We start from the raw sequence: 24,052 nt of genomic DNA on the forward strand, positions 1-24,052 counted from the left end.
ACGAACGTTTAGATGTCTAGATTTCTTAATGGCTAAAAAAGAGAAAAGCAAACTCGCGATGACGGAATGGTAATAATTATTTACACAGTTAAACTCAATACGTATTATTCTCATTCGCTTTACTAACTAAACCTGACCTTTCATCATTCCGGCCTTCTTTTTGGAGGATCCCGGCGGGTCTTGTTCACCCTTTTAAAGCGTTACGAATAACTAAAAGTTGTGGCTAATAAAATATAAAATAATCTTCCGGAGATTAATAAATGGTATCCGTTTCAGGGAAAAAGTCAGTTAAATCAAACCGTGGCAGGAATAATAATTTAGGACAGAAACTTTCACTTTCTGTTATTGCGGTTTTTATTTCATCTTCTTTGCATTCTGCTTATGCCGCCGAAACCACGGCGAATAAAACCGACGATACGGTCGTCGTGACCGGCCAAAATAACGCTGCGTCTGCCGACACTGCCGCCACCGATTACAGCGTGCCGGTCACCACTGCGGGCACAAAAATGGCGCTGACCACGCGCGACATTCCGCAGTCTGTCAGTATCATCAGCAAGCAGCGTATGCAGGATCAGCAGTTGCAAACGCTGGGCGATGTGCTGAAAAACACCACAGGCATTCAGGAAAGCGTTTCGGATCTTGACCGTCGCACCTATTACGCCCGTGGCTTTTTAATCGATAACTACATGGTCGATGGCATTCCGACCACCTTCGACCCGCGCTGGGATCTGGGTGATTCTCAGTCCGACACCGCGCTTTTCGAACGCATCGAAGTTGTGCGCGGCGCAACCGGCCTGATGACCGGTCCCGGCAATCCGTCTGCTTCGGTAAACCAGGTGCGTAAACACGCCGACAGCAAAGAATTCACCGGCAATGTTTCCGCGACTTACGGCAGCTGGAACAAACAACGTTACGTCGCGGATTTATCCACCCCGCTGAATGAATCCGGCAGCGTGCGTGGTCGCCTGATCACCGGTTATCAGGATCAGAACAGCTACGTTGAACGCTACGGCGCGACCAAAAAATTCGTCTACGCCACGGTCGATGCCGACCTGACTGATTCCACCCTGCTTTCTGCGGGCTACGAATTCCAGCAAACCAACACTGACAGCCCGACCTGGGGCGGCATGCCGCGCTGGTATCTCGACGGCAGCAAAACCGATTACCGCCGTGGCTTTAACTCCGCGCCGGACTGGGCTTACAGCAATAAAGAGACCACTAAACTCTTCACCACCCTGAAACAGTCCTTCGATAACGGCTGGCAGGCGACGCTGAACGGCACGCACACTGAATCCCGTATCGACAGTAAAATGATGTACATAGACGGGACTTTCGATAAAACCACCGGCGTGGGCGAATCCGCTTATGAAGGTTATCCGGTCGTCGCGGGAACCGGCTACAACACCGGGAAACGTAAAGTCGATGGCGTGGACGCCTTTGCCAGCGGCCCGTACGAACTGTTTGGCCGTCAGCATGAGCTGATGACCGGCATGAGTTATTCCAAACAGCAAAATACCTATTACAGCGCCTTCGCCAATGTCTCGACGGAAGAGCTGGGCAACTTTAACAACTACAACAGCCAGTTCCCGGAAACCGACTGGGGCCCGCGCTCTCTGGCTGAGCGGGACGTTATCCGCCAGAAATCAGCGTACGTCGCCACGCGTATTTCGCTGGCCGATCCGCTGCACCTGATTGTCGGCGCGCGTTACACCAACTGGAATTCTGACACCCTGACGGCTCAGATTGAGAAGAACAACATCACGCCATATGCCGGTCTGGTGTTCGATATCAACGATACGTGGTCAACCTACGCCAGCTACACGTCGGTATTCCAGCCGCAGACTTACCGCGATATCAACGGCGCGTATCTGGCACCGGTTATCGGCAAAAACTACGAAGCGGGCGTGAAATCCGACTGGTTCAACAGCCGCCTGACCGCGTCCGTTGCGGTGTTCCGCGCGGAGCTGGATAACGTCGCGCAAAGTACCGGCCGCACCATCGAAGGCTCGACCGATACGGCATATGAAGGCAAAAACGGCACGGTGAGTCGCGGGATTGAATTCGAGCTGAACGGCGCGCTGACCGACAACTGGCAGATGACGTTCGGCGGCACCCGTTACATTGCCGAAGACGAAAACAGCGACGCGGTTAACCCGCAACTGCCGCGCACGCAGCTGAAACTGTTCACCAGCTACCGCCTGCCGATGTTGCAGGATCTGACCGTCGGCGGCGGCGCGAACTGGCAGACGCACGTCTGGCAGGATGTTCCGGGCCCAAGCGGCAACGGCACCCGTTACGCCGAGCAAGGCAGTTACACCGTGGTTAATCTCTTCAGCCGTTATCAGGTCACGAAACAACTCGCCGTTCAGGCCAACGTGAACAACCTGTTCGACAAAGAATATGACACGAGTGTCAGCCAGTACGTGGTGTACGGAGAGCCGAGGAATGTGTCGGTGACAGCGAGTTATAGTTTCTGATTTTGGCTCATAGAGACTCGCCGTATCGGGCATAACCGGTACGGTGAGCTCTTAACTCAAGTCAAGACCTTGGGTTGCAACCAAACAACTTTGGAACGGCAGCCTGGCGTAAATTTCGGTTTTTTAATTGCGGTGATCGCTCAGCGGCTCTCGCCGAAACCGACCAAAAGGGGAAAAGCGTTTCCCCTTTTGGATTTCCCCACGCTTTTTCAACACGCGCTGCCGCTCGCTGGTTATGTTTCAGCACCTCTTGCTATTGCCGCGAAAACTTGCCGCTGCGCGGTACCTTCATTTCGGTCTTCGAGCCTTTTGGTCTCGAAACACTCATTCAGCAAGCTTTCTGAAAGCGGCTGGCTGCTTTTTCAATTCAAAAGCAGCCTGCATAAATCTTTCGAATTACATAACGATTGGCCGCTTTCAAAAATACATCTGCTGCAAGCACATGGAACGTAAGATTCTCTGACAAATACAGAATGTTAAAATCCGTCAAGATAGATATGACTGAGTTTATGCTAAGAAGCAACGCCTCTAAGAGCACCTGGTTTTACGATTAGAAGATCATCCTTTTCTCGTCTTTTGCATTGTTTAGCAAAATCTACTGCCATGGCAGGATTACTCAGAAAGATATTATACTCGCTTTCACTTATCTCATAATATTCTTCATAATCAATCATATGATTGGTTACAGGAATGGACAGATAATATCGAGCAGTCTCTGTTTCAATTCCAATAGAATATCTTTCCTCTCTGCTAAAAAAAACGTCTTCAAATTTCATTAAATTATCTCATCTAAATTTAACAGGAGAAACCGTGTAATCACTGGGTAATATACTCCCCGCATCAATCACTGCTTCGGCGTTATTGTTTGGTAGTATCCCTCCCGGTACCCAAAATTCATTCACACCGGCCTCATTTCCAGAAGGAATCCGTAGATTAAAATCACCAGGTTTAGGGATGTCAACACGTACAACATTACCTGTAGAAAAGAAGCCGGAAGGTAAACCTAATGATTGCTCCAGTTTCGCTGCATCTCCATTTGCATACTTCATTAACATATCAGCTTCTGTTTTAGACAAAACGAAGGACGTGCCATCAATTTGACCAATGCCATACTTATTAAAGTTAGTTTCCTTCATGAACTTCGTCGCTCCCTCATCGAACAATGCCAAATGCTGAGAAATATATTCCGGGGTCATATACGCAGCCGGATCAGGTCTTTGCCCTGGTGGGGTGGACAATATTTCGCTAGTACCGGGCACAGTCCCTGTCGCGGCAGTAGATTCCACCCGAAATCCATTCCACACACCAAGACCTAGTGCCCCCATTTGGGAAAACCCGTAGATTGATTCTGAGTACTCTGGAGAGACTCCCAACCCTTCCAGCAAATACGCACCGCTGGTTTTTTGGTTGACACCAGACAAGAAGGTATTAAAACCTGCATTCGCCGTATCCAGCCCTGAGGCTGCCAGATAACTGCCTGCCAGACAAGCTACACCCGCGCTGGTAGTGCATATTGCCGCGCCACTTACCGCCTGGAGTTCTCCTGCGGTAAATTGCGTCAAACCACTTAAACGTGTCCCCACACCATAGTGAGACAGCGCATCACCGGTTTGATCGCTGACCGAATACCCGAACATTGGCAGACTGGCACTGGCATTACTGCCCATGGCATAAATCAGTTGGCTGCCGCTCTGAGATGACAGTTGCGCACGTTCTGCTGCATACGCATCGCTGTTACCTAACTGCTCCAGCGCCAGCGCTTTCACATAATCCGGAGAACCTTCCGCAAACTCAGCAGAACATTTCACCAGCGCACAGGCCGCTGCTTTCAGACGCGCTTCTTTGTCTTTATCCCCTCCGGACAATTGCTGGATTCGGGCCACTTCATCAGGGTGCAATTGCCGGTTATAACGTTCCGCATCCAGTGAGATGGCTGCGCCAGATTGTGCACCGGTTGTTCCGCCAATAATTCCGCCAATTGCACTACCACTTAACGTGGCGGCCCACTGGGTGATGGCCCCTCTTTCATTGCGGTCCAGTTGCGTGTTGTTGCTCAGATAAGTATCGACCATCTGACTAAACGCTTCGCTGCTCATCCCGGCCAGCCCGCCTGCCAGCGCATTACCGCCACCGAAACTTGCCTGGATTGCCCCTATCACACCGTGAATAGCGGCTTTTTCGGGGCTATCCGGCCCCCAACCCATTGCCTCACCAAGATTACCGGCGGCCGAGTTCGCCATCTGCCCGAATACCGCCGCGAGTTCCTGTTGCTCGGCAATTTTCTTCTCATCAAAAATTTTATCGATATGACCATTAGCGTTGTCGGTATCACGGCTTAAACCTGCAATATCCTGCGTCTGCTTCGCGCCATCTCGGATCACGATACTGCCCGCAGCAATGGCCGATTGTGTTGTACCTGAAGCGTCACCGCTACTCTTCACACCAATAACAGGGACAACACCCCCGCCGTTAGCCCGCTCGCCTTTATCATTTTTTTCCGACGAGAAACCCGCGGCAAGACCTTGGCTACTGGCGCTGTACTGCGCTTCATTATTAATGTTGCTCCAGCCCAACGAACCGGTATCAAGCAAGTTCTTATCTGCCGTCGCGGTACTGGCTATGACTGCACCATCCAGCTGAGTATGGTTGCCGACTGTAATATCAAACCCTTTATCGCCGGCAAATAGCCCGCTTTGCTCACCGACACTGGCATAGTCGCTGTCGGTTTTGCTTTTATTAATGCTTAATGAGGCCGAACCGGTCATTGACCCGAAAGTGAAACTAGCGCCACCACTCACACTTTTCTGCTGGCTGTGGTACTCGTCAGTATCCTGCAGGCTGCTAATCGTAAGGTCGCGTCCTACCTCAGCTGTGATTTTTTCACCCAATACCTGCGCACCGGAGATAACCGTATCCCGCCCGCTGCTGAGGCTAAGCGCGTCACTGGCGCTGACACGGGAATTAACATACTCGGTACTCTTACCGTCAGCCGTTCCTTTTGATTGGTAGCCACTGGCTGAGACACCAATTCCTGTCTCCTGACCCAGCGATATATGCACACCGACGTTCCAGCCGCTGCTGTTATTCTTACTGGTTTGCTCGGTATTGTTAGATGCGGCATCCAGCAGCAGGTCATTCTTCGCCACAAGGGTGACATTATTGCCTGTGACACCACTGCCGCTGATATGAAGATCACCGCTGGTACCTTTATTACCTGTTGCCACCAGCGTTGTATTCCCGCCTGCGCTGAGGGTGCTGCCGCGTACCTGATTTTGTGTGGAACTGGATTCAGATGAGCTTTTACTCGAACCTACGCTTATTTCCACCTTAACGGCGTTCAGATTGCCCTGGGCTACATCCGTCGCCATGGAAGAGGCACCCGCGACAGCTATCCAGGCATTATCTGCCGCCTGCACTGCATAAAGCGTTTTCAGCCGTTCGTCGCTGACCTCCCCACTCCGTTTCAGTGTGCTGTTCGCTGCTAGAATGGCATCGGTCACCGGGCTGGACACTGACAATGTCAGACCGCTCTTTTTCTGCTCGTAACTCTCTTTACGTCTCAATAAATTGTTACCGGGGTCAACCACTATTTCACCCGCGACAACATTGAGATTTTTATCGGCAATCACATCCGCGCCGCTGATATGTGCTTTTTCACCCGCGACAATATTTGCGTTACCGCCGGTTGAACCAATAGTGCTTACACTCTGACTCTGAGTGGCACCATCTTCATTGAGTTGATGTCGCGATTGTGCGCTGCCGATGGTGACACCAAAGCCTCCCGTGCCCATCAGCCCGCTCTTTTTAGTCTCACTCAGGCGATAACTGGAACTGGTATCAGTGGCGGCAACGATATCGACATTGTTCCCCGCTTTAAGCGTCACATCCCCGTCACCGACCACCGACGAGCCTTTAACCGTCAGGTCCTGACCGGCAACAATGGATACCCTGTCGCCACTGAGCTGCGAGGCTTTTTCCGTGGTGGAATAATCCTCTTTGACGGTGTGCGTGGTGGTGCTGGAGAAGAGATGTTTCTTGGTTTTGGTCTGTTCGTCGTAGCTGTACTGGCTTTCCTGGGCGGTGGTGATATTGACGTCGCGACCGGCGTTCAGGGCCAGGTCACCGGTGGCCTGGACTTGCGCAGCTTGTGTCGTAATGTCACGTCCGGCGGCAATGGTCGTACTCCCGCCGCTCACCACTGCCGTCCCTTCCTGCCCGACATTTTCACGGATACTTACGCTTTTATTGCCGTGGGTTTCGCTGTAGGTGCTGGTCTGCTGGGCGTTCAGGTTGACGTCGCGACCCGCGCTGAGTGAGGCGTTAAGGTCGGCGGTCAGCTGCGCCGCCTGCGAGTTGAGGTCACGGCCTGCGCTGAACGTCAGGTCACCGCCGCTGCTCACCACCGTGCGGGTGGCGTTGTTATCGTCTGCTTTATTTTTACCGCTGGTCTGATGGCTGCTTTTGTCCATCGCGTCGAGATTGATGTCATTCACCGCCGCCAGCGTGGTGTCACCTTTAGCTGTCACGGCACTGCCTGCGACCGTCAGGTTGTTACCCGCGCTGGCCGACATACTGCCGCCCGCGCTGACTTCGCTGGCCTGGCTGCCGGTGGTCTGTGCGCTCGTTTTCGCCGTCGATTTGCTGGTGCTCAGCGCATTGCCGGTGATGTTGATATCGTTGAGTGCGACCAGCTGCAAATCGCTCCCGGCGCTGAGTTTTGCGCCGGTGTTGTTGATGCTATTGCCCGCCGTCAGGGCAAGCCCGCCGGTGGCCGAAATGCTGGCGACATCACCGGTCTGGGTATCACTGAACGTCAGCTGTGAGGTTTTATTTTTACTGGTCGTCGGCGCGGCAACCCACTGCTGCGCCTGCGTGACGTTATTGATGTCGCCGCTGACCGAAGCCAGGGCGACAGTTTGTCCGGCAATCGAGGAACCGATGTTATTGATATCCCCCAGCGCGCTCAGTTGCAGGCTGCCGTTGGATGCAATCAGCCCCGCGTTCAGGTTATCCAGTGAGCTGCTGCTTTTCGCCGCCAGCTGCGTTTGTGCCTGAAGCGTGCTGCCGGCGTTGACGATATGACCCGCGTCGAGATTGACGGTATTCCCGGAAATCACGCTGCCGGTCACCGCATGAGTATCGTTAGCCGAGAGATAGAGTTTTGGCGCAAGCACGGTCTGGCCGTTGACGGTGGTTTTTTCCCACCAGACGATACTTTTGGTCAGCGCCAGGTCAGAACCGGTGCCGCCGACGTAGCGGTTACGCGGAAAAAGGCAGCTATACGCTGGTTAATCTCTTCAGCCGTTGGCCGTTCAGGCCAAGATCGTGGGCACCGGCCCACACCGGGTTAAGGGGCATAAACGCTATCCTTAACAATCCTGCGTTTTTAACTGCGCGCTATCGCCGGGACGACGGACATGTCGCACAAGTGGGTGGCGCAAATCCCGACACTTCGTGCTTCCTTCACCCGTAGCCTATGGTCTCCGACACGATCACTTCAGCAGGATTTCAAACTCAGCCAGTGATGTTGGAAGGGGTAATTGGGATGCTGGAGTTCAGTTGAGTTATGGACTGGATCGTTTTGGCATAAACGTGTTTTTGGTGTGCTAACATCTCAGGCATCGCCTCACGTCAAACTTATTTAGGGCAATCATGGACAACAATACACTCAGCGAAACGAGTAAATTTCTAAGTTATATTTTACGACATAAACCTGCCGCTATAGGATTGCAACTTGATACAGAAGGCTGGGCAGATATCAACTCCTTGATTATCGGCGCGGCGAAAGAAGGTCGCATACTTGATCAGGCGATAATCCAGACAGTTGTAAATAGCAGTGATAAGAAACGTTTTACTCTCTCCGAGGATGGCCAGCATATTCGTGCCGCTCAGGGGCATTCAACTCCAGACGTAGACCTCCAACACATAGAGAAAAAACCACCAGAATTCCTCTACCACGGCACGGCAACACGCTTTCTTGAATCTATTCTTCAGCAAGGATTGATTGCCGGTTCACGTCACTATGTGCATCTTTCGCAGGAGACTCAGACGGCTATCGCCGTTGGGCTACGCTACGGTAAACCAGTAGTTCTGAAGATTGAATCCCTGCGAATGTACCAACAGGGATTCACGTTTTTTCGGGCTGAAAATGATGTATGGTTAACCCGTCATGTCCCCAATTTTTTCATATATCAGGATTAGCCTTTGTCTTTGTCTTCGACTTGCTCGGCTTTATAGCGGGAGGACTCTTCTTTGGCAGCACTGAACCATTCAGAGAAACCAGAATAAGACAAATTATCCCAAGGACTTAACTTCGGTTTTGAATAATCATAAATCCGGACACCCGTAGTGCCTTCCTTGCCTCCCCCATCAAAACAAGCAAGAACAACCCAGCCATCATTATACAGCCCTGACTCATCTTGAATAATTGCAAAGGGAACCAGGGCAGCCTCCGAAAACTTCAAAAGCATCGAGCTGTAATAAAAAAGAGGTGTCGCCATATCTTTCGATAGAAGCCGCCAAGGCTCTATATCTAAAAACTCTTCAGCTAAAACCACATCTAAATAGTCAACAGGAAATTCAAAACTATTGGGTAAAATTGGAAGGTCGTACAAAAAAGGCTTCATTAGCACCTTCAGAAATACGTGATGGTCCTTTATAATCGTAAGGATTATAAGTAGGGAAAAACTCCTGACCGTTATTCATACGACAAGTTATTGCCTCACCCCAGGTTTCAAACTTCTGCCACCCTCTCTCCTCTTGAATATCTGACATCAATGTGTTACCAAATCCAATAGCAGTTCAGCAGAATTAAAGATATGCTCTATTTTAAATTTACAAATTGAATTGAATACTCCCTCCATCAGGCACATCCTTTATCTGCCTGGCAAGGTTAGCTCTTGTTTTCATAGCAATATATGATTTTTCAAGATAAAGATTCTCAATCTCATACACTCCTCCTGCAACAAATGGGATTTTTGGGACAAGTCGATATCCCACAGGGATTTGCCCTTTTTCTTTTTGCCAAGAATGAGCTATTGAATAGCCAGTTAAGAAATTATAATTTTTCAAAATCATTCCGCACCATTCATTTATATTTCCGGCAAGCTTGTCAAACTCACCGATTTCAGGGTCGAAGGTATATATCCCGTCATCTTTAATACAAAACTGATTACCAAATATATCTTCAGCAAAATATATTGAACCGTCGGCCATGCCATCATATGAATCTATCCACAATGCACGGTCATTCCATTCTGCTAAACCTATATCATCTTCAACAGTCTCATAAGGGTAGATATGTAGTGCTGACTCAAATGCATAAGCTCCATTCTTATCCTCCAGGAAGTCAATTAACTCAGCAAATAAAGGTGATTCACTGGCTGGCAACAAATCCTTATTCCCCTTAATTGAGGATAAATCACCACTGCAAATGGATAAAAGTTTTTGCTTTGCGGATAGCATGATCAATACTCCTCACTTTGTCTTTATAATCACAGATGTACCATCAGGTAAATTTCGGCATTGTGCACCAATGCAGGCTCCAGCCCCCCGGTTATTAGAAGGATTAATTGGTCGCACTGAAGCACCTCCTCCCCCTTGTTCGAACATAGCTGGAGGATACTCATCCCTATCTAATCCAGGTACCGTAGGGGTATCTTTTAAAGATTCTTTCCTCCTCATAGAGGCTCCACCGCGATCAATTGTCAGTACTGTAGGTTGTCCTGCATTCTGTGCATCTTCAATATGCTGAGCTGATTCAGGATACTTACCTTTATCAACAGATATTATCTTAATAGAAGAGCCACTGATACCAACCCCCATCATATCAGGAGGTGTAATTCTTACAGGATGAACCGGATGATCCGCATCATACTCACCCAACCATTCTTTTTCCTGTTCCGTTTCCTCATGATGCAAACCAAACATATTATTCTCAACCGCATTCTTACCCGCCTGCGCCCCCGTGGTTGCTGAAGACAGATTATTGCCCGCTGTAGCCCCGGCAACACCCGCAGCAAGCGTACTCAGTAAGCTTATTTCCTGCCGATCTCTTTGCGTGAGTTTATCGATATCCGCCTGAGTGGCCGCATGGTAGTAATATTCTGCAATGTATCGTGCTGCCAGTTCTCCACTGAACGCCCCGGCTGCGCCCGCAGCGGCGTTGCCTCCGGACATTTGTGCGGCCACGGCACCCCATACTGCGTGGGCCATCGCATTTGCGGCAACATTGGTCGACCCATCTGCGTTCATCGTCCGGCTTTTAATTTCACGCGCGATGAGCGGGCTGATACCCCCCCGCTACCGCCCCGGAGATATTTCCGCTGACAATCCCCTGCAATACGCCACTGAGTGCCTGCACAACCATCTGGTTGTCACTACCAATACCGTAGTTTTTAATTTCGTCCTGATAGGCATCACTGTTACGCAGTGTATTAAGATATTGTTCCCTCTCCTCCGTGGACATCCCTTCAGGTACACCACCCAGAGCCTCCAGCGCCTTGATATCGCCGTAGGTGTTGACGATATCCGTCATCTGACCCGCAATTTCACCCACCAACTGGCTGGCCTGCAGGCGCTTCTGCTCTTTCTCTTTGTCGAAAATCGGGTTGATGCTGCCATTGGCGTGGTCAGTGTCACGGCTTAAATCAGCCACACTTTGCTGCTGGTTAGCCTTATCGCGAATAACAATGGTGCCGTTAGCGACAGCCGATTTGGGACGGATACGGCGGTAACGATCGCGATTGAACGCGGGCAACTGGTGATCCGCACTTTGGCTGAGTGACAGATAAAAAAATCCCGGCGACCTTGCCGGGATATTACTTTAGTTAAATGATTCTATTTGGTCTAACACTCTGCCAACTTCCCCTAACAGGCCTGCTACACACTCTTTAGAAGAACCTATTCGAGTATCAAATTCCTGAACATCAATACCATTACAGATCTCGTTAAGCGCGGCATTCAATACCAACAATTCAGATTCATTTAATATCACGACAGCACTACGCCCTTCAAGATTCACTAATTCCATAAAATCACCCTAAATTATCGTAGTACGCTCTGCCATTCGTGGGCCTAAACGCCGTCCCACTATCTGCTGACTTAGGATTACGGATGACAACAGTACCTGATGGTTCATCCCAATCCGCTGTACTGGAGTGCCGCCTAATGCCAGCGAATTATTCTCAACAGCCACCTTCCCGGCCTGCGCCCCCGCAGCAAGCGAGGAATTCCCGGCTACGCCCCCCGCTAGCCCGGCGGCCAGCGTGCTCAGTGCGCTGACATTCGCTTTTTCTCATTCGTCAGGTTTTCCGGTTTTACTCCCGGATACAGCTCTTTCGCAATCAGCTGCGCAGCCAGTTCTCTGGTCGCAGCGCCCACCACTCCGCCCGCAACAGAACTGCCCTGCAATGCGGAACAACTGGAGATCACCGCCGCACTCGGAGTGATCCGGTTGCGGCGGCGGGACGAAGTGGAAGGATTTCGGGCGTAACCGTAGTAACCCCGACCAAGGCCGGGTATCGCACAGGTCAAGGTCGTGGCACCGGCCCACACCGGGTTAAGGAGCGTAAATGCGCTCCTTAATAATCCTGCGTTTTTTAACTGCGCGCTATCCCTCGCTGGCTATGTTTCAGGTGCCGCCGTTATTGCCGCAAACGCCGCCGCTTCGCGGTACTCTCATTTCGGTCTTCGAGCCTTTCGGTCTCGAAACGCTCATTCAGCAAACTTTCTGAAAGCGGCTGGAGGCTTTTTCAATTCAAAAGCAGCCTGTATCTGGTGATCCCCGAACGGGCAAAAAAACCCAACAACATGGTTCAGGATTCGTTATGCTCCTATTTTATTGATTTTTAATATATCTTTTCTTAAATCATCGTTAATATTTGAGAAATCTAGCTGATTTATAAGGTGCTTTATTTGTGCAAAGCTAATTAGCTGATCTTTCAAATCTTCTTCTTTTATCGTCGATAGCGAAGCTATGAGTTCACCATCATAATATTCTCCAGCCAACGGATCCTCTGTAAGAACATCCAGCACTCTCGGCATCAACTTATCAACACACAACTTTTGTCGGATGGCACGACAAAGATCTTCTACTGCCAACTCTTCTATTGGTAGGTCGATAATACTTTCAAACCATATTTCAAGCGGAGATTGTTGGCTCGGTTCCTTCAATATGTTGATGTTTCCTATTAATTTACGGAAGGTAATCATATTCCATGTCCTTTCAAGGCTGATTCTATTTTATTAATTGCATCGGTTGCTCTGCCGTATGCAGCCTGGGCCTCGGGATTATTCACATTTTTCAATGTATCCGCATGGTTTCTTAGGCCTCTAAGAGTATTTTGCATTTCTTGCATATGGTCCCAATACCCACCATTTTCTTTTGGTACCGGGTTACCATCCATGTCCTTAAGAGTTCCTGTTATATCATGGTCTTTCAAAGCATTTTTTATAGTATTATCAATCTTCTTGATAGAACTTTCTTGTTTCTGATTAAGCTTTTCTACAGGTTTTCCATCTTTACTGTTAGGATCATTTTCTGGAGAGGGGGGGTTCCTGAACCCGCTCCACCCAGCTCGGCCTTCTCTGCACTCGTTAGATCATTGCCTAAATTTGGCTGACTTTCCGCACCTGAACCATCATCATTTAATACCCTTCCCGGTCCACGGTTAGGATCGCGAACTGCACATTGTTCACGGGTTCCTTCACAAGTATATCCCGCGCCTTGATCTTCTTTAGTATCCTGTTGTTGCTGGCTTCCATTTCCAATTGCACCAGAGATTGCTGCATTCAGTGCAGATGCAGTGCCGCCTAATGCCAGCGCATTATTCTCAACCGCATTCTTACCCGCCTGCGCCCCCGTGGTTGCTGAAGACAGATTATTGCCCGCTGTAGCCCCGGCAACACCCGCAGCAAGCGTACTCAGTAAGCTTATTTCCTGCCGATCTCTTTGCGTGAGTTTATCGATATCCGCCTGAGTGGCCGCATGGTAGTAATATACTGCAATGTATCGTGCTGCCAGTTCTCCACTGAACGCCCCGGCTGCGCCCGCGGCGGCGTTGCCACCGGACATTTGCGCGGCCACGGCACCCCATACTGCGTGGGCCATCGCATTTGCGGCAACATTGGTCGAACCATCTGCGTTCATCGTCTGGCTTTTAATTTCACGCGCGATGAGCGGGCTGATACCCCCCGCTACCGCCCCGGAGATATTTCCGCTGACAATCCCTGCAATACGCCACTGAGTGCCTGCACAACCATCTGGTTGTCACTACCAATACCGTAGTTTTTAATTTCGTCCTGATAGGCATCACTGTTACGCAGTGTATTAAGATATTGTTCCCTCTCCTCCGTGGACATCCCTTCAGGTACACCACCCAGAGCCTCCAGCGCCTTGATATCGCCGTAGGTGTTGACGATATCCGTCATCTGACCCGCAATTTCACCCACCAACTGGCTGGCCTGCAGGCGCTTCTGCTCTTTCTCTTTGTCGAAAATCGGGCTGATGCTGCCATTGGCGTGGTCAGTGTCGCGGCTTAAATCAGCCACACTCTGCTGCTGATTAGCCGCATCGCGAATAACAATGGTGCCATTAGCGACAGCCGATTGCGTGGTGCCTTCCGCATGCCCTTTACCGTTGAGCCCTGCCAGTACATTGCCGACATTCGAGATAGCATTACTCACCATGCTGGCGCCGTTGCCAGCGCTCAGGCTTATCCCGCTATGACTGACTTTATAATCGGCCTCATTGCCGATATCGCTGAACCCGAGCGTACCCGTATCCAGCAGATTTTTATCTGCCGTTCCCTGACTCGCAATCACACCACCATTCAGCTGGGTATGATTGCCCACATTGATATCAAATCCGCCCTTACCCGCATAAATGCCACTCTGCTCTGCGACGCTGTCGTAAGTACTGTTCATTTTATCCTGGCTAACATTGATATAGCCGGAACCGCTCATGGAACCAAAAGTGAAACTGCCACCCGCACCGAAACTGGTTTGTTTCGATTTATAATCGTCACTGTCTTGCAGGCTGGTAATGGTCAGGTCACGGCCAGCGTCAACTGTGACCTTATCGCCGTTCACCTGCGCCCCCGACAAGGTGGTATCGCGTCCGCTGTTAAGGGTGACATCGCCGCCACTGTCCAGCGTCGTTTCAGACCAACTCGTGCCATTGCCTTTATCATTGCCTTTGGCACCATTGACGCTGGCAAAAATACTCAGACCTGCACTCCCACTGCCTACCCCGAAACTCAGCCCGACACCGCCGCCGCTGCTGCTATTTTTACCTGTCGTTTCCTGCGTGGTGGCCGCGCCGGTAAGTAAAATGTCGTTGGCGGCATTGAGCGACGTATTGCCGCCGGCTTTTAACTGGCTGCCGCCAATTGCAATATCGCCGCTATGCGTATCGGAGCCTTTACCTGTCGCCGTAATCGATAAATTGTCTCCCGCATTCAGCGTGGACCCATTGACGGTATCACTCTGCTGATGTTGCGATGATTTTGACTGCTGCGACGTCAGCGAGATGCTGATACCCACGCCGTTATTGGGGTCTGCGCTGACATTAGCCTGCTGTTTCGCCAGCATGGCCTGAGCACCGGACAGCGCTGCCTTGGTCGCCTGCAACGCTGCCAGGCGGCCATCACTTTCCTGCTTCGCACTCTGTGTTGCTGCAATAGCGGAGTTCACCGCATCGGCAACAGCCCCGGAAAGAGCAAGCGTCAGACCCGTTGATTTCTGTTCAAATTTTTCATCGCTGCTGCGTCTATCGTGGCCGGGATCAATCACCACGCTGTCACCGGTCAATGACATGTCTTTTGCAGCAACCAGGTCTGCGCCGCTGATATGTGCCTGGCTTCCGGCGGTAATGCTCAGATTACCTGCTGTACTCCCCACGGTACTGACGCTCTGACTCTGCGTCGCTCCCTGTTCTTTCAGCTCATGGCGTGTTTTGGACGTTCCAAGCGTGATACCGAGGCCACCCGTCCCCATAAGGCCACTTTTTTTCGTTTCACTCAGCCGCCAGCTGGATTCTGTATTTGTAGCCGCGACGATATCGACATTTTTCCCTGCATTCAGAGCCACATTGCCATCACCGACTACCGATGAACCTTTTACCAGCAGATTATTACCTGCCGTAACAGCCACATTATCGCCGCTCAGTAACGACCCTTTTTCCTGACTGGAACTGTCTTCACTAATGGTGTGTGTCGTGGTACTTGATAACAGGTGTTTCTTGGTTTTCGTCTTCTCGTCGTAGGCGTAATTGCTCTCTGTGGCAGTATCAAGATTGACATCACGGCCGGCATTGACTGAGATGTCCTGCTTCGCAGTGACACTTGCGGCGTGAGCATTAACATCCTGACCCGCTTTAATTTGTGTACCCCCGCCGCTCACCACCGTCGTCCCTTCCTGCCCGACATTTTCACGGATACTCACGCTTTTATTGCCGTTGGTTTCGCTGTAGGTGCTGGTCTGTTGGGCGTTCAGGTTGACGTCGCGACCCGCGCTGAGCGAGGCGTTAAGGTCGGCGGTCAGTTGCGCCGCCTGCGAGTTCAGATCCCGGCCTGCGCTGAGCGCCAGGTCACCGCCGCTGCTCACGACCGTGCGGGTGGCGTTGTTATCATCGGTCCGGTTTTTACCGCTGGTCTGATGGCTGCTTTTGTCCATCGCGTCCAGATTGATGTCATTCACCGCCGCCAGCGTGGTGTCGCCTTTAGCTGTCACGGCACTGCCTGCGACCGTCAGGTTGTTACCGGCACTGGCCTGCAAACTGCCGCCCGCGCTGACTTCACTGGCCTGGCTGCCGGTGGTCTGCGCGCTCGTTTTCGCCGTCGATTTGCTGGTGCTCAGCGCATTGCCGGTGATGTTGATATCGTTGAGTGCGATCAGCTGCAAATCACTCCCGGCGCTGAGTCTGGCGCCGGTGTTGTTGATGCTGTTACCGGCCGTCAGCGCCAGCCCGCCGGTGGCCGAAATGCTGGCGACATCACCGGTCTGGGTATCACTGAACGTTAGCTGCGCCGTTTTGCTTTTGCTGGTGGCTGGCGCAGCGTTCCACTGCTGTGCCTGCGTGACGTTATTGATGTCGCCGCTGACCGAAGCCAGTGCGACAGTTTGTCCGGCAATCGAGGAACCGATGTTATTGATATCCCCCAGCGCGCTCAGTTGCAGGCTGCCATTCGATGCAATCAGCCCCGCATTCAGGTTATCCAGTGAGCTGTTGCTTTTCGCGGCCAGCTGCGTTTGCGCCTGAAGCGTGCTGCCGGCGTTGACGATATGACCCGCGTCGAGATTGACGGTATTCCCGGAAATCACGCTGCCGGTGACGGCATTCATGTCATTGGCGGAAAGATACAGTTTTGGCGCAAGAACGGTCTGGCCGTTGACGGTGGTTTTTTCCCACCAGACGATACTTTTGGTCAGCGCCGCGACCTGTTCAGACGACAAACTAACGCCCAGTTGCAGGCCAAGACCGGCCTGCTGGTCGGCCGCGTTGTCGATCAGATACTGCATCTGCGCCAGGTCAGAACCGGTGCCGCCGACGTAGCGGTTACCGGTCTGGCTGAGCACCGCATTACTGACGTAGCGGGTATCAAACGCCGCATCGCCGAGGAATTTGTAGTCGTAATCCGGCGTCAGTTTCAGCCGGTCCATAAAGTAGGCCGAACCGATGAATTTGCTCTCGTCGGTATAGACGGGTGCTGTTTCAATACGCGGACTGGAGGGTGTGCCGGGCTGAACGGCCGGGTTGACGACTTTGCCTGCCACCGGCGTGCCGGAAAGAGACGCAAAGGTCAGCGCCGTACTGCCCGGTGTGGCCTGTTTGCCGACGGCGGATACCGCAGACGTTGGGCGAGCAAGGTAATCATTCAGGGCATTGAACAGCGACGGATCGGTTTTACCGATGCTGCCAAGCTGCGGATTTGTGGTGATCAGATACGGGCTGGACGGATCCTGACTCGCCACAAACAGGCCATTATTGCCGGTCGGCAGCGGGTAATCGGTCAGCGCCGCGCCCCGGTTACCGATTTGCTGCAAAGCATTGCTGACGGAATCAGTCCACTGCACAGATCCGACAGTCAGGTTTTTACCCGCCGCCAGTTGCTGACTCTGCACACCGCCGACCTGTTGCAGGCCTGATGGTCCGCTTATCCCCGGCGCGCTGATGACGTGTGATAAGCCACCTGCGTTCGCCGTCGTCGTGGTGTTACTGATGTTGTTGCTGAAGCTGGCGTTGACCGCGCCACCCGCCTGAATGACTGAGCGGAGGCCTTCTCCGGTAGTGATCGTTTCGTAAGTCGGTCCTTCCGTCAGTTTGTAGGTAAACTGATCCCCAAGATCCGTTCTGTAGTCGACTCCTCTTTTTTTCCCTTTCCTGATGTCAGGAATAAGCGTCGCATCTTTTTGCAATGTCCCTGTAGTACCCTTGTACTGATAAGTCAGGTATTCATTCTCAATACTGTTTTCATAGGACTGATTGTTAAGATTATTTCCGGAGAGACTGATATTACCGCCAGCCAGTATATTGCTGGCGATGTTATCCAAAGTTCCGACTGAAACATTCAGATCACGGTTTGACGCTATGCGCCCTGCGCCGCCATTAGCACTGGCAGTCACTGTCGAGCTTCCAACAAGGAATTTTCTGTCTGATGCTTCTTTCGTCGGGGCTAAACCTACGTAGGTATATTCTTCCTCAGCGCCATCACCTTTACCGTTGCTTCCTCCCGTATGCCGCAAACCGGTTGCTGTATACACACCGATTTCGTCATCATCCAGAACACCGAGTTTGATGTTCATTGTGGCCTGCCCCAGCGTCGCTGGAGAATTTGCCGCGGCCTGATACGAACTCGACGAACTCAACCCATCGCGCTGATTCAGCAGATGGCCGGTATTGATGGTGATATCACCGTTGGTGGTTTCGATATCCCCCGAGGTATTGACGACTTCACTGTTGGAGTTGCCCGCCGCATCCCGCTGCATCCACAGGCTGTTGCCCGCCAGAATGTCGCCGTAGTTGTTATGGATGCTGTCGGCCAGCAGTTGCATATTGTTACCGGCATACAGCAGCGCGCTGTTGCCCAGCTGACCCGCGGCTGACATCACGACGTTGCCTGCGCCACCGACAAAACCGCTGTTGTTCAGCACGCCGCGACTGGCGAGGTGGATATCACCGCCGGACTGCACGCTGCCGCTGCCATTGAGTGTGATGTTGTTCGCCTCCACGCCCACCGTACCGCTGCCGCCGCGCAGCTGGCCGTTGTTGACGAAGTTACCCGTAGAACTGAGCTGAATGCCGTTGCCCTGCAAAGTGCCCAGCACGTTGAGATCGCCCTGCGTACTGAGATTCAGGTTTTGCCCCGCCGCAAGCTGGCCTGTCTGGGTGAAGCCCGAGCCGAGTTGCAGCGTCATATCACCCAGTGCCAGCAGGCTGCCCGACTGATTAAGTGACGGTGTCACCAGCGTCAGATTGCCGGCGCTGTAGAGTTTACCGCCCGCCTGGTTGTCGGCGTTTTGCACGTTCAGCCCCAGCGTCTGGCTGCCCAGAACGGTGCCGGTGTTGTGCAAGGCGTTCCCGGTCAGTTGCAAACGGTCGCCCTGAAGTTGCCCCTGATTGGTCATCTGCGACACGTTTACCGTACTGTCGCCCTGCCCGGTCAGCGTGCCGCTGTTGTTCAGCGTTCCGCCGGACATCGTCAGCCCCTGCGCCTGCAAAACACCCGTATTCGTCAGCGTGGGGGCCGACACCGTCAGGCGGCCGCCGGTCAGCAAGGTACCCTGATTATTCAGGTTATCGGAAAGCGTGAGATGGCTGGTGCCGTCGCCCTGCAACTGCCCCTGATTGAGCAGCGACTGCGCGCCTAAATCTAACGTTCCCTGGCTGCGCAGCGTGCCGCCGCTGAGGTTAGTGATGCCGTTTTGTACCGTACCCTGCAGGCTTTGCTGGCCCTGTAGCTGCCCGCCGTTCGAAAGACTGTTGGTCGTGAGCGTCAGGTTATTAGCCTGAATGTTGCCGCTGTTAGTGATATTTCCGGCGTTCAGCGTACTGGTGCCGCCGCTGAGTAATGTCCCGCCCTGCTGAATCTGTAGCTGACCACTGAGCGTTGCCGCCAGTGCGCTGACGCCGCTGATCCCGCCGTTGCTGGTAAGCGATCCGCCTGTCAGGCTGAGATTATCCGCCGACCAGGTGCCCTGATTATTAAGGCTGGCAGCCTGCAAAATGGCGAGTCCGGTGGAGACAATTTTGCCCTGTGCCTGGGTATTCAGTGCGCCGGTCAGATTAAGACTGACTTTTGTCGCAGTCTGGATGGCACCGTTGAGATCTAACTGACTGGCGTGTAAATCCGCGCTTCCGGCCTGCCAGTTGCCGTTGTTGGTGACGTGCCCGGCCGTGACGGTGAGTGCGCCCTGCGTCAGCATTTTGCCGGACGTGGCGTTGGTGAGATCTTGCCCGAGCTGAGCCGTCAGGCTTTTCAGGCCAATCAGGTTGCCGCCGTTATCAGCCGAACCGGCGGTCACGGCGAGCGTACCGCCCTGAATTTGCCCCTGATTGGTGACATGAGAAGCGGTAACTGTCGCGTTTTTATCACTGAGCAGCTGGCCGCTGTTCTCCAGCGTCGCAGCGTTCACCGTGGCATCGCCGGAGGAAAGCAGGCTGCCGGTATTGGTCAGATCACCCTGCATCTGTGCGTTAAGGCCATTCGTGCCCAGCGCTGTCCCGCCGTTGGTCAGAGTGTTACCGGTCAGGTTCAGCTGGCTGCCCTGCAACCGGCCCTGATTTTGCGTCCCGGCAGAATTGACGGTGAGCGTGCCGCCTGAAATCACCTGTCCCTGCGCGCCGTTATTCAGCGTGCTGGACGTCAGCGTGGTATCCCCGTTCCCCTGTACCAGACCGGTGTTGCTGATACCGCTGGCATTCACGCCAACGGTTTTCGCCGCCAGCGTACCGTTATTGGTTAACGTCGGTGACGTCACAGTCAGGCCGTTACCCGCCGAGATCACCCCGTTGCTCTGGTTGGTCAAACTGGTTTTGGCATGAATACCCAGATCGCCCGCCGATATGCTGCCCTGATTGTCCAGCGTATTGCCTTCGAGGTTCATCAGGTTCTGCGCGCTCAGGCTGCCTTGCTGATGCAGGATTCCGGCATTAAGATGCAGGCCGTCGTCCGCGGTGATCGCGCCGCTGTTCGTCAGCGTCGTCGCGCTGATATCGACATGATCAGCGCCGAGCGTGGCGGTGTTGGTCAGGGTTCCCGCGCTGATTGTCAGCGCCCCCGGCGTCACCAGTTTACCGCCCAAATCTGCACTTTCAGACGCACTGATCCCCAACGCGTTTTTGCCCTGCGTTTGCGAGTCGTTGCCCGTGGTCAGTTGTTGCGTGTTCAGCGCCATGTTGCCGTTGGCGGTAAGAAAACCGTTCAGGCTGGCGCTGCCCGCACTGAGGTTCACATCGCCCTGACTGGTTTGCACCGAACCCGCCTGGCTGGTCAGTTGGTCCGCCGTGAGATCTGCGCCCTGCGTACCGGTGAGCGTGCCCCCCAGATCCGCCTGCGCGGTTTTCAGCGTCAGTTTGCCGTCAGCCAGTAATGTGCTGGAATCGCCGGTCACGACACTGTCACGGACATTCAGCGCCAGATCGCCGTGGGTTCCGGCCAGCCCCTGGTTGTTCAGCTGATTCAGGGTAAAGGTCTGGTCATCGCCGGACTGCGCCGTGCCGTTGTTGTTGAAGGTGTCGCCGTTAAGCTGCTGCGTGCCCAGTGACTGCAAAAGACCGTTGTTGTTCAGGGTGCTGAAACTGAACTGCCCGTTGCGGTTGGCGGCGAGCGTGCCCGAGTTGTTGTAATCACCCGAGGTGAAGTTCAGGTCGCGCCCGGCAATCAGACTCCCCGACCACTGACCGCCATGTGCAATATTCGACATGATGTCGTTCTGCGCGGACGTTTTACCGCCCTGCGCGGCGTTCAGGCGATCAGCGGTGATGGCGAGATTGTTGCCCGCACGGGTGACGCCATCGAGTTGCTGCTGCCTGGCGGATAACTGCATATCTCCCGCAGACGCCAGCGAACCGCTGCTTGTGACCTGCAATGCGCCGCCGCTGGCCTCCAGCGTTTTGCCGTCCAGCGCACCGTTGATCGTGGAAGCGTGGCTTGCCGTCAGGGATACATCTTTGTCGCTGTGGATACTGCCCGGTGCGCCGACGGAAAGATCCGTGGCGTTCAGACCTACATTGCCTGTCGTTGAAATCTGGCCGTTCAGTGCCTGCTGCCCGGCGGTAAGCTGAATATCACCGAGGCTGGTGATCTGCGCGTTTTGTCCGGCGTTCAGGGAATTTGCGTTGAGATTCAGGCCATTTTTTCCGGTCAGCGCGCCGTCGACGTTCATCTGCCCGCCGCCGATAGTCAGCCGGTCACCGGCAAACAGTGAACCTTGTTTTCCCACGGCGAGCTGCTCTGCAACCTGCAATCCCAGCGCCTTTTGCGAACCGATAAGCCCCTGGCTGTCGAGCGAGTTCGCGGTAATATTTTGTTCGCCGCCGGACTGAATTTTACCCGTGTTGCTCAGTCCGGTGGCGTGCAGGGTCTGATTGCCCTGCGCCTGAATCAGGCCATTATTGTTAAGTTTTTGCGCGGTAACGTCCGTGTTGCCTGACGCCGCCAGCGTCCCGTTATTGGTCAGTCCGGCGGCATTCAGCGCCAGATCGCCCCCCGCCGTCAGGCCACCGTTCCATACCCCGTTATTCCCGGCGCTGGCCTGTACATTCCCGGTGGCATAAACCTGCGCGCCGCTGGCCGAGTTCAGTGAACCGCTGCCCAGTTGCAGGTTTTGTCCGGCACGCAGATTGCCGCCCAGCATGGCGCTTTCGCTGGCCTGAATATCAGCATCTAAGCCGGACTGAATTTGCGAACCGGCGGCGGTGGTCAACTGACCAAAATGTCCGGTCAGCTGACTGTCGCCGGAAAGCAATCCGCCCAGCTGTGCATTACCGGCATTCAGGGAAAGATTTCCCGCGCTGGTGATGGCGGAGTCGCCGGTTGTGCTGAGCGAACCGAAATTCAGGCTGCTGCCCTGTTTACCGGTGATCTGACCGGCAATATTCGCCTGTGCGGCGGTGATCCCTAATGCACCGCCGGTCGTCACCGAACCGTTCGCGCCCTGCGTCAGATCCTGCTTCGCCGTCAGCTGCAACGCGCCATCTGCGGCGATTGCGCCGTTATTGTGCAGGCTGTCGGCCTGAATTTGCTGCGTGCCTTTCGCCTGAATCGCACCGCTGTTCTCCAGCGTCGTGGCCTGAAGAGTCTGTGTCTGCGCCTGCAGCGTGCCGGTGTTGGTCAGGTGCTGCGTGGTGAGATTCGCGTTACCGCCGGCGGCGATCAGCCCGTTATTAGTCAGATCACCCGCGCCGAGGCTGAGATCTTTACCCGCCGTCAGGCTGCCCTGCCATTGCCCGCCGTTACCTGCTGCCGCACTGACGTTCCCGGCGGCAGAGACCTTCGCCGCGCTCCCCGACGTCAGCTGTCCCGTGACCAGCGTCATATTCCCACCGCTGGTGACCTGACTGCCCTGCACCGCCAGTTGCCCCTGGCTGTTGAGCGTCATATCGCCGCCCGACTGCTGTGCGCCGTTAAGGGCAATCTCCTGTGCATTGGCCGTCAGTTTGCCGGTGGCCGTCGCATTGTTCAGCGTCAGTTTCCCGCTGGCGTCAATCTGCATATCGCCAACGGACGCGTTCAGGTTGCCGAGGTTGACCCCAACGCCCTTGTCGCTGGAGACCAGATGAATACGGTTGGCGTACATGCCGCCCAGCGCACCGGTGTCGATGGCCACCGACGGCACGCCTGCGCCGGATACCGGCGTAGCATTGCCCTGCGCATCCACACGATTTGCCCCCAAAGTGACGTTCAGGTCTTTGGCATACAACCCGGCATTAATCTGTGCAGCGCGGGAAATCAGCGAAAATGAGTCGCTCTGGCGGGCGTCCAGCCCCTGGCCTTCGACCGTGATCGCGCCCTGAGTGACATCGAGAGATTGCAGCGAACCGTCTGCCCCCAGCACCGGTTTGCCCGTGGTTAACGTGGCGTTGGGGGTATTGAGGAATCCGCAGCCGTTACAGGTGATCCCGTACGGGTTAGCCACCATGACGTTCGCGGCTTTACCGGCGACTTCCATGTAGCCATTAAGCTGCGAAGGGTTCGATGACACCACTTCGTTAATGATGCCCTTTGCTTCCTGACCTGCGGTAAGATTGGGGTTGTTTTGGATCAGACCGCCGAGCTGAGTTTGCGTAAGTTTGCCGGTGGCATTGTTGAGGATGAGGCCCTGCTGGCCGACGTTAAAATCGGTGTATTTATTGTGCGAAATCCCGGCCTGATTCGGGGTGGCAATGTTCACCACCGGCACGCCGTTCCCGGCCTGATCGGTGCGGGTGTTACCATCGGCCACCGTCACGCCCGCCGCGAATGCGGGCACCACCGGCTGCCAGACCAGCCAGCACATCAGTCCGTACGCCAGCGCCTTACGCCATAACGCAACAGGTTGTTCTTTCAACGCTTTCATCCCCGAATTCCTTCTCA

At 53.6% G+C, this 24,052-nt stretch carries 15 protein-coding genes and 1 pseudogene; 4 read left to right on the top strand and 12 right to left on the bottom strand.

Features of this window, described 5'->3' with window-relative positions; translation table 11 throughout:
• Positions 1 to 260: 260 nt before the first annotated feature.
• On the top strand, positions 261 to 2,477 hold the full coding sequence (gene fhuE, locus BV494_RS22680) for a ferric-rhodotorulic acid/ferric-coprogen receptor FhuE (RefSeq protein ID WP_104925066.1): 2,217 nt from the start codon (positions 261 to 263) through the stop codon (positions 2,475 to 2,477).
• 69 nt (positions 2,478 to 2,546) lie between these two features.
• Positions 2,547 to 2,930: a hypothetical protein gene (locus BV494_RS22685; RefSeq protein WP_192938188.1), complete on the top strand. Its 384-nt coding sequence runs from the start codon at positions 2,547 to 2,549 to the stop codon at positions 2,928 to 2,930.
• Between the two features lie 59 nt (positions 2,931 to 2,989).
• On the opposite strand, the gene BV494_RS22690 is transcribed toward BV494_RS22685, so the two are convergent.
• Together BV494_RS22690 and BV494_RS22695 are read right to left on the bottom strand one after the other, a co-directional pair.
• The gene (locus tag BV494_RS22690) at positions 2,990 to 3,253 is read right to left on the bottom strand and encodes a hypothetical protein (protein ID WP_104925068.1); all 264 of its coding nucleotides are present in this window, start codon (positions 3,251 to 3,253) and stop codon (positions 2,990 to 2,992) included.
• A gap of 9 nt (positions 3,254 to 3,262) precedes the next feature.
• Complete coding sequence (locus BV494_RS22695; protein WP_305000093.1) at positions 3,263 to 7,651, bottom strand: hemagglutinin repeat-containing protein; 4,389 nt, start codon at positions 7,649 to 7,651, stop codon at positions 3,263 to 3,265.
• 478 nt (positions 7,652 to 8,129) lie between these two features.
• Between BV494_RS22695 and BV494_RS22700 the strand changes: the two genes are divergently transcribed.
• Positions 8,130 to 8,678 carry an RNA 2'-phosphotransferase gene (locus BV494_RS22700; protein WP_104925069.1) on the top strand — a complete coding sequence of 183 codons (549 nt, stop codon included), beginning with the start codon at positions 8,130 to 8,132 and terminating at the stop codon, positions 8,676 to 8,678.
• Here the strand turns inward: BV494_RS22700 and BV494_RS22705 are convergent.
• The 7 genes from BV494_RS22705 to BV494_RS26165 form a co-directional block, all read right to left on the bottom strand.
• Entirely contained in the window at positions 8,675 to 9,103 is a 429-nt protein-coding gene (locus tag BV494_RS22705; RefSeq protein ID WP_104925070.1) for a hypothetical protein, read from the bottom strand. The two genes, BV494_RS22700 and BV494_RS22705, sit on opposite strands and share 4 nt — an antisense overlap.
• 208 nt (positions 9,104 to 9,311) lie before the next feature.
• Positions 9,312 to 9,941, bottom strand: a complete 630-nt coding sequence (locus BV494_RS22710) for an SMI1/KNR4 family protein (RefSeq protein WP_226790098.1) — start codon at positions 9,939 to 9,941, stop codon at positions 9,312 to 9,314.
• 12 nt (positions 9,942 to 9,953) lie between these two features.
• On the bottom strand, positions 9,954 to 10,730 hold the full coding sequence (locus tag BV494_RS25935; RefSeq protein ID WP_192938189.1) for a VENN motif pre-toxin domain-containing protein: 777 nt from the start codon (positions 10,728 to 10,730) through the stop codon (positions 9,954 to 9,956).
• A gap of 16 nt (positions 10,731 to 10,746) precedes the next feature.
• Entirely contained in the window at positions 10,747 to 11,235 is a 489-nt protein-coding gene (locus BV494_RS22720; protein WP_104925071.1) for a hypothetical protein, read from the bottom strand.
• 66 nt (positions 11,236 to 11,301) lie between these two features.
• A complete protein-coding gene (locus BV494_RS22725) occupies positions 11,302 to 11,508 on the bottom strand; it encodes a hypothetical protein (protein WP_104925072.1) in 207 nt (68 codons plus the stop codon).
• Positions 11,509 to 11,517: 9 nt separating this feature from the next.
• Positions 11,518 to 11,751 carry a VENN motif pre-toxin domain-containing protein gene (locus BV494_RS26325; RefSeq protein ID WP_369694504.1) on the bottom strand — a complete coding sequence of 78 codons (234 nt, stop codon included), beginning with the start codon at positions 11,749 to 11,751 and terminating at the stop codon, positions 11,518 to 11,520.
• Complete coding sequence (locus BV494_RS26165) at positions 11,748 to 12,011, bottom strand: hypothetical protein (protein WP_226790099.1); 264 nt, start codon at positions 12,009 to 12,011, stop codon at positions 11,748 to 11,750. The genes BV494_RS26325 and BV494_RS26165 overlap by 4 nt, the downstream gene beginning before the upstream one ends.
• Positions 12,012 to 12,049: 38 nt before the next feature.
• Between BV494_RS26165 and BV494_RS25940 the strand changes: the two genes are divergently transcribed.
• Positions 12,050 to 12,211 carry a hypothetical protein gene (locus tag BV494_RS25940; protein ID WP_192938190.1) on the top strand — a complete coding sequence of 54 codons (162 nt, stop codon included), beginning with the start codon at positions 12,050 to 12,052 and terminating at the stop codon, positions 12,209 to 12,211.
• A gap of 91 nt (positions 12,212 to 12,302) precedes the next feature.
• Here BV494_RS25940 and BV494_RS22735 read toward each other — a convergent pair whose 3' ends face one another.
• From BV494_RS22735 to BV494_RS22745, 3 genes and pseudogenes are all read right to left on the bottom strand, one after another.
• The gene (locus tag BV494_RS22735) at positions 12,303 to 12,689 is read right to left on the bottom strand and encodes a contact-dependent growth inhibition system immunity protein (protein WP_104925073.1); all 387 of its coding nucleotides are present in this window, start codon (positions 12,687 to 12,689) and stop codon (positions 12,303 to 12,305) included.
• Positions 12,686 to 13,680, bottom strand: a pseudogene (locus BV494_RS26460) (polymorphic toxin type 28 domain-containing protein); the annotation flags it as partial. The gene BV494_RS22735 and the pseudogene BV494_RS26460, both read right to left, overlap by 4 nt.
• Complete coding sequence (locus BV494_RS22745; protein ID WP_192938191.1) at positions 13,674 to 24,035, bottom strand: hemagglutinin repeat-containing protein; 10,362 nt, start codon at positions 24,033 to 24,035, stop codon at positions 13,674 to 13,676. The pseudogene BV494_RS26460 and the gene BV494_RS22745, both read right to left, overlap by 7 nt.
• Between the last annotated feature and the right edge of the window lie 17 nt (positions 24,036 to 24,052).

This window comes from Rahnella sikkimica (assembly GCF_002951615.1).
In the GTDB taxonomy this organism is placed as follows: Bacteria; Pseudomonadota; Gammaproteobacteria; order Enterobacterales; family Enterobacteriaceae; genus Rahnella; species Rahnella sikkimica.

Bases quoted from the DNA above. Each gene is read 5' to 3' on its own strand.
- BV494_RS22735 (WP_104925073.1), bottom strand. From the start codon at position 12,689: ATGATTACCTTCCGTAAATTAATAGGAAACATCAACATATTGAAGGAA.
- BV494_RS22725 (WP_104925072.1), bottom strand. From the start codon at position 11,508: ATGGAATTAGTGAATCTTGAAGGGCGTAGTGCTGTCGTGATATTAAAT.
- BV494_RS22700 (WP_104925069.1), top strand. From the start codon at position 8,130: ATGGACAACAATACACTCAGCGAAACGAGTAAATTTCTAAGTTATATT.
- BV494_RS22690 (WP_104925068.1), bottom strand. From the start codon at position 3,253: ATGAAATTTGAAGACGTTTTTTTTAGCAGAGAGGAAAGATATTCTATT.
- BV494_RS25940 (WP_192938190.1), top strand. From the start codon at position 12,050: ATGCGCTCCTTAATAATCCTGCGTTTTTTAACTGCGCGCTATCCCTCG.
- BV494_RS22705 (WP_104925070.1), bottom strand. From the start codon at position 9,103: ATGAAGCCTTTTTTGTACGACCTTCCAATTTTACCCAATAGTTTTGAA.
- fhuE (WP_104925066.1), top strand. From the start codon at position 261: ATGGTATCCGTTTCAGGGAAAAAGTCAGTTAAATCAAACCGTGGCAGG.
- BV494_RS25935 (WP_192938189.1), bottom strand. From the start codon at position 10,730: ATGAACGCAGATGGGTCGACCAATGTTGCCGCAAATGCGATGGCCCAC.
- BV494_RS22745 (WP_192938191.1), bottom strand. From the start codon at position 24,035: ATGAAAGCGTTGAAAGAACAACCTGTTGCGTTATGGCGTAAGGCGCTG.
- BV494_RS22710 (WP_226790098.1), bottom strand. From the start codon at position 9,941: ATGCTATCCGCAAAGCAAAAACTTTTATCCATTTGCAGTGGTGATTTA.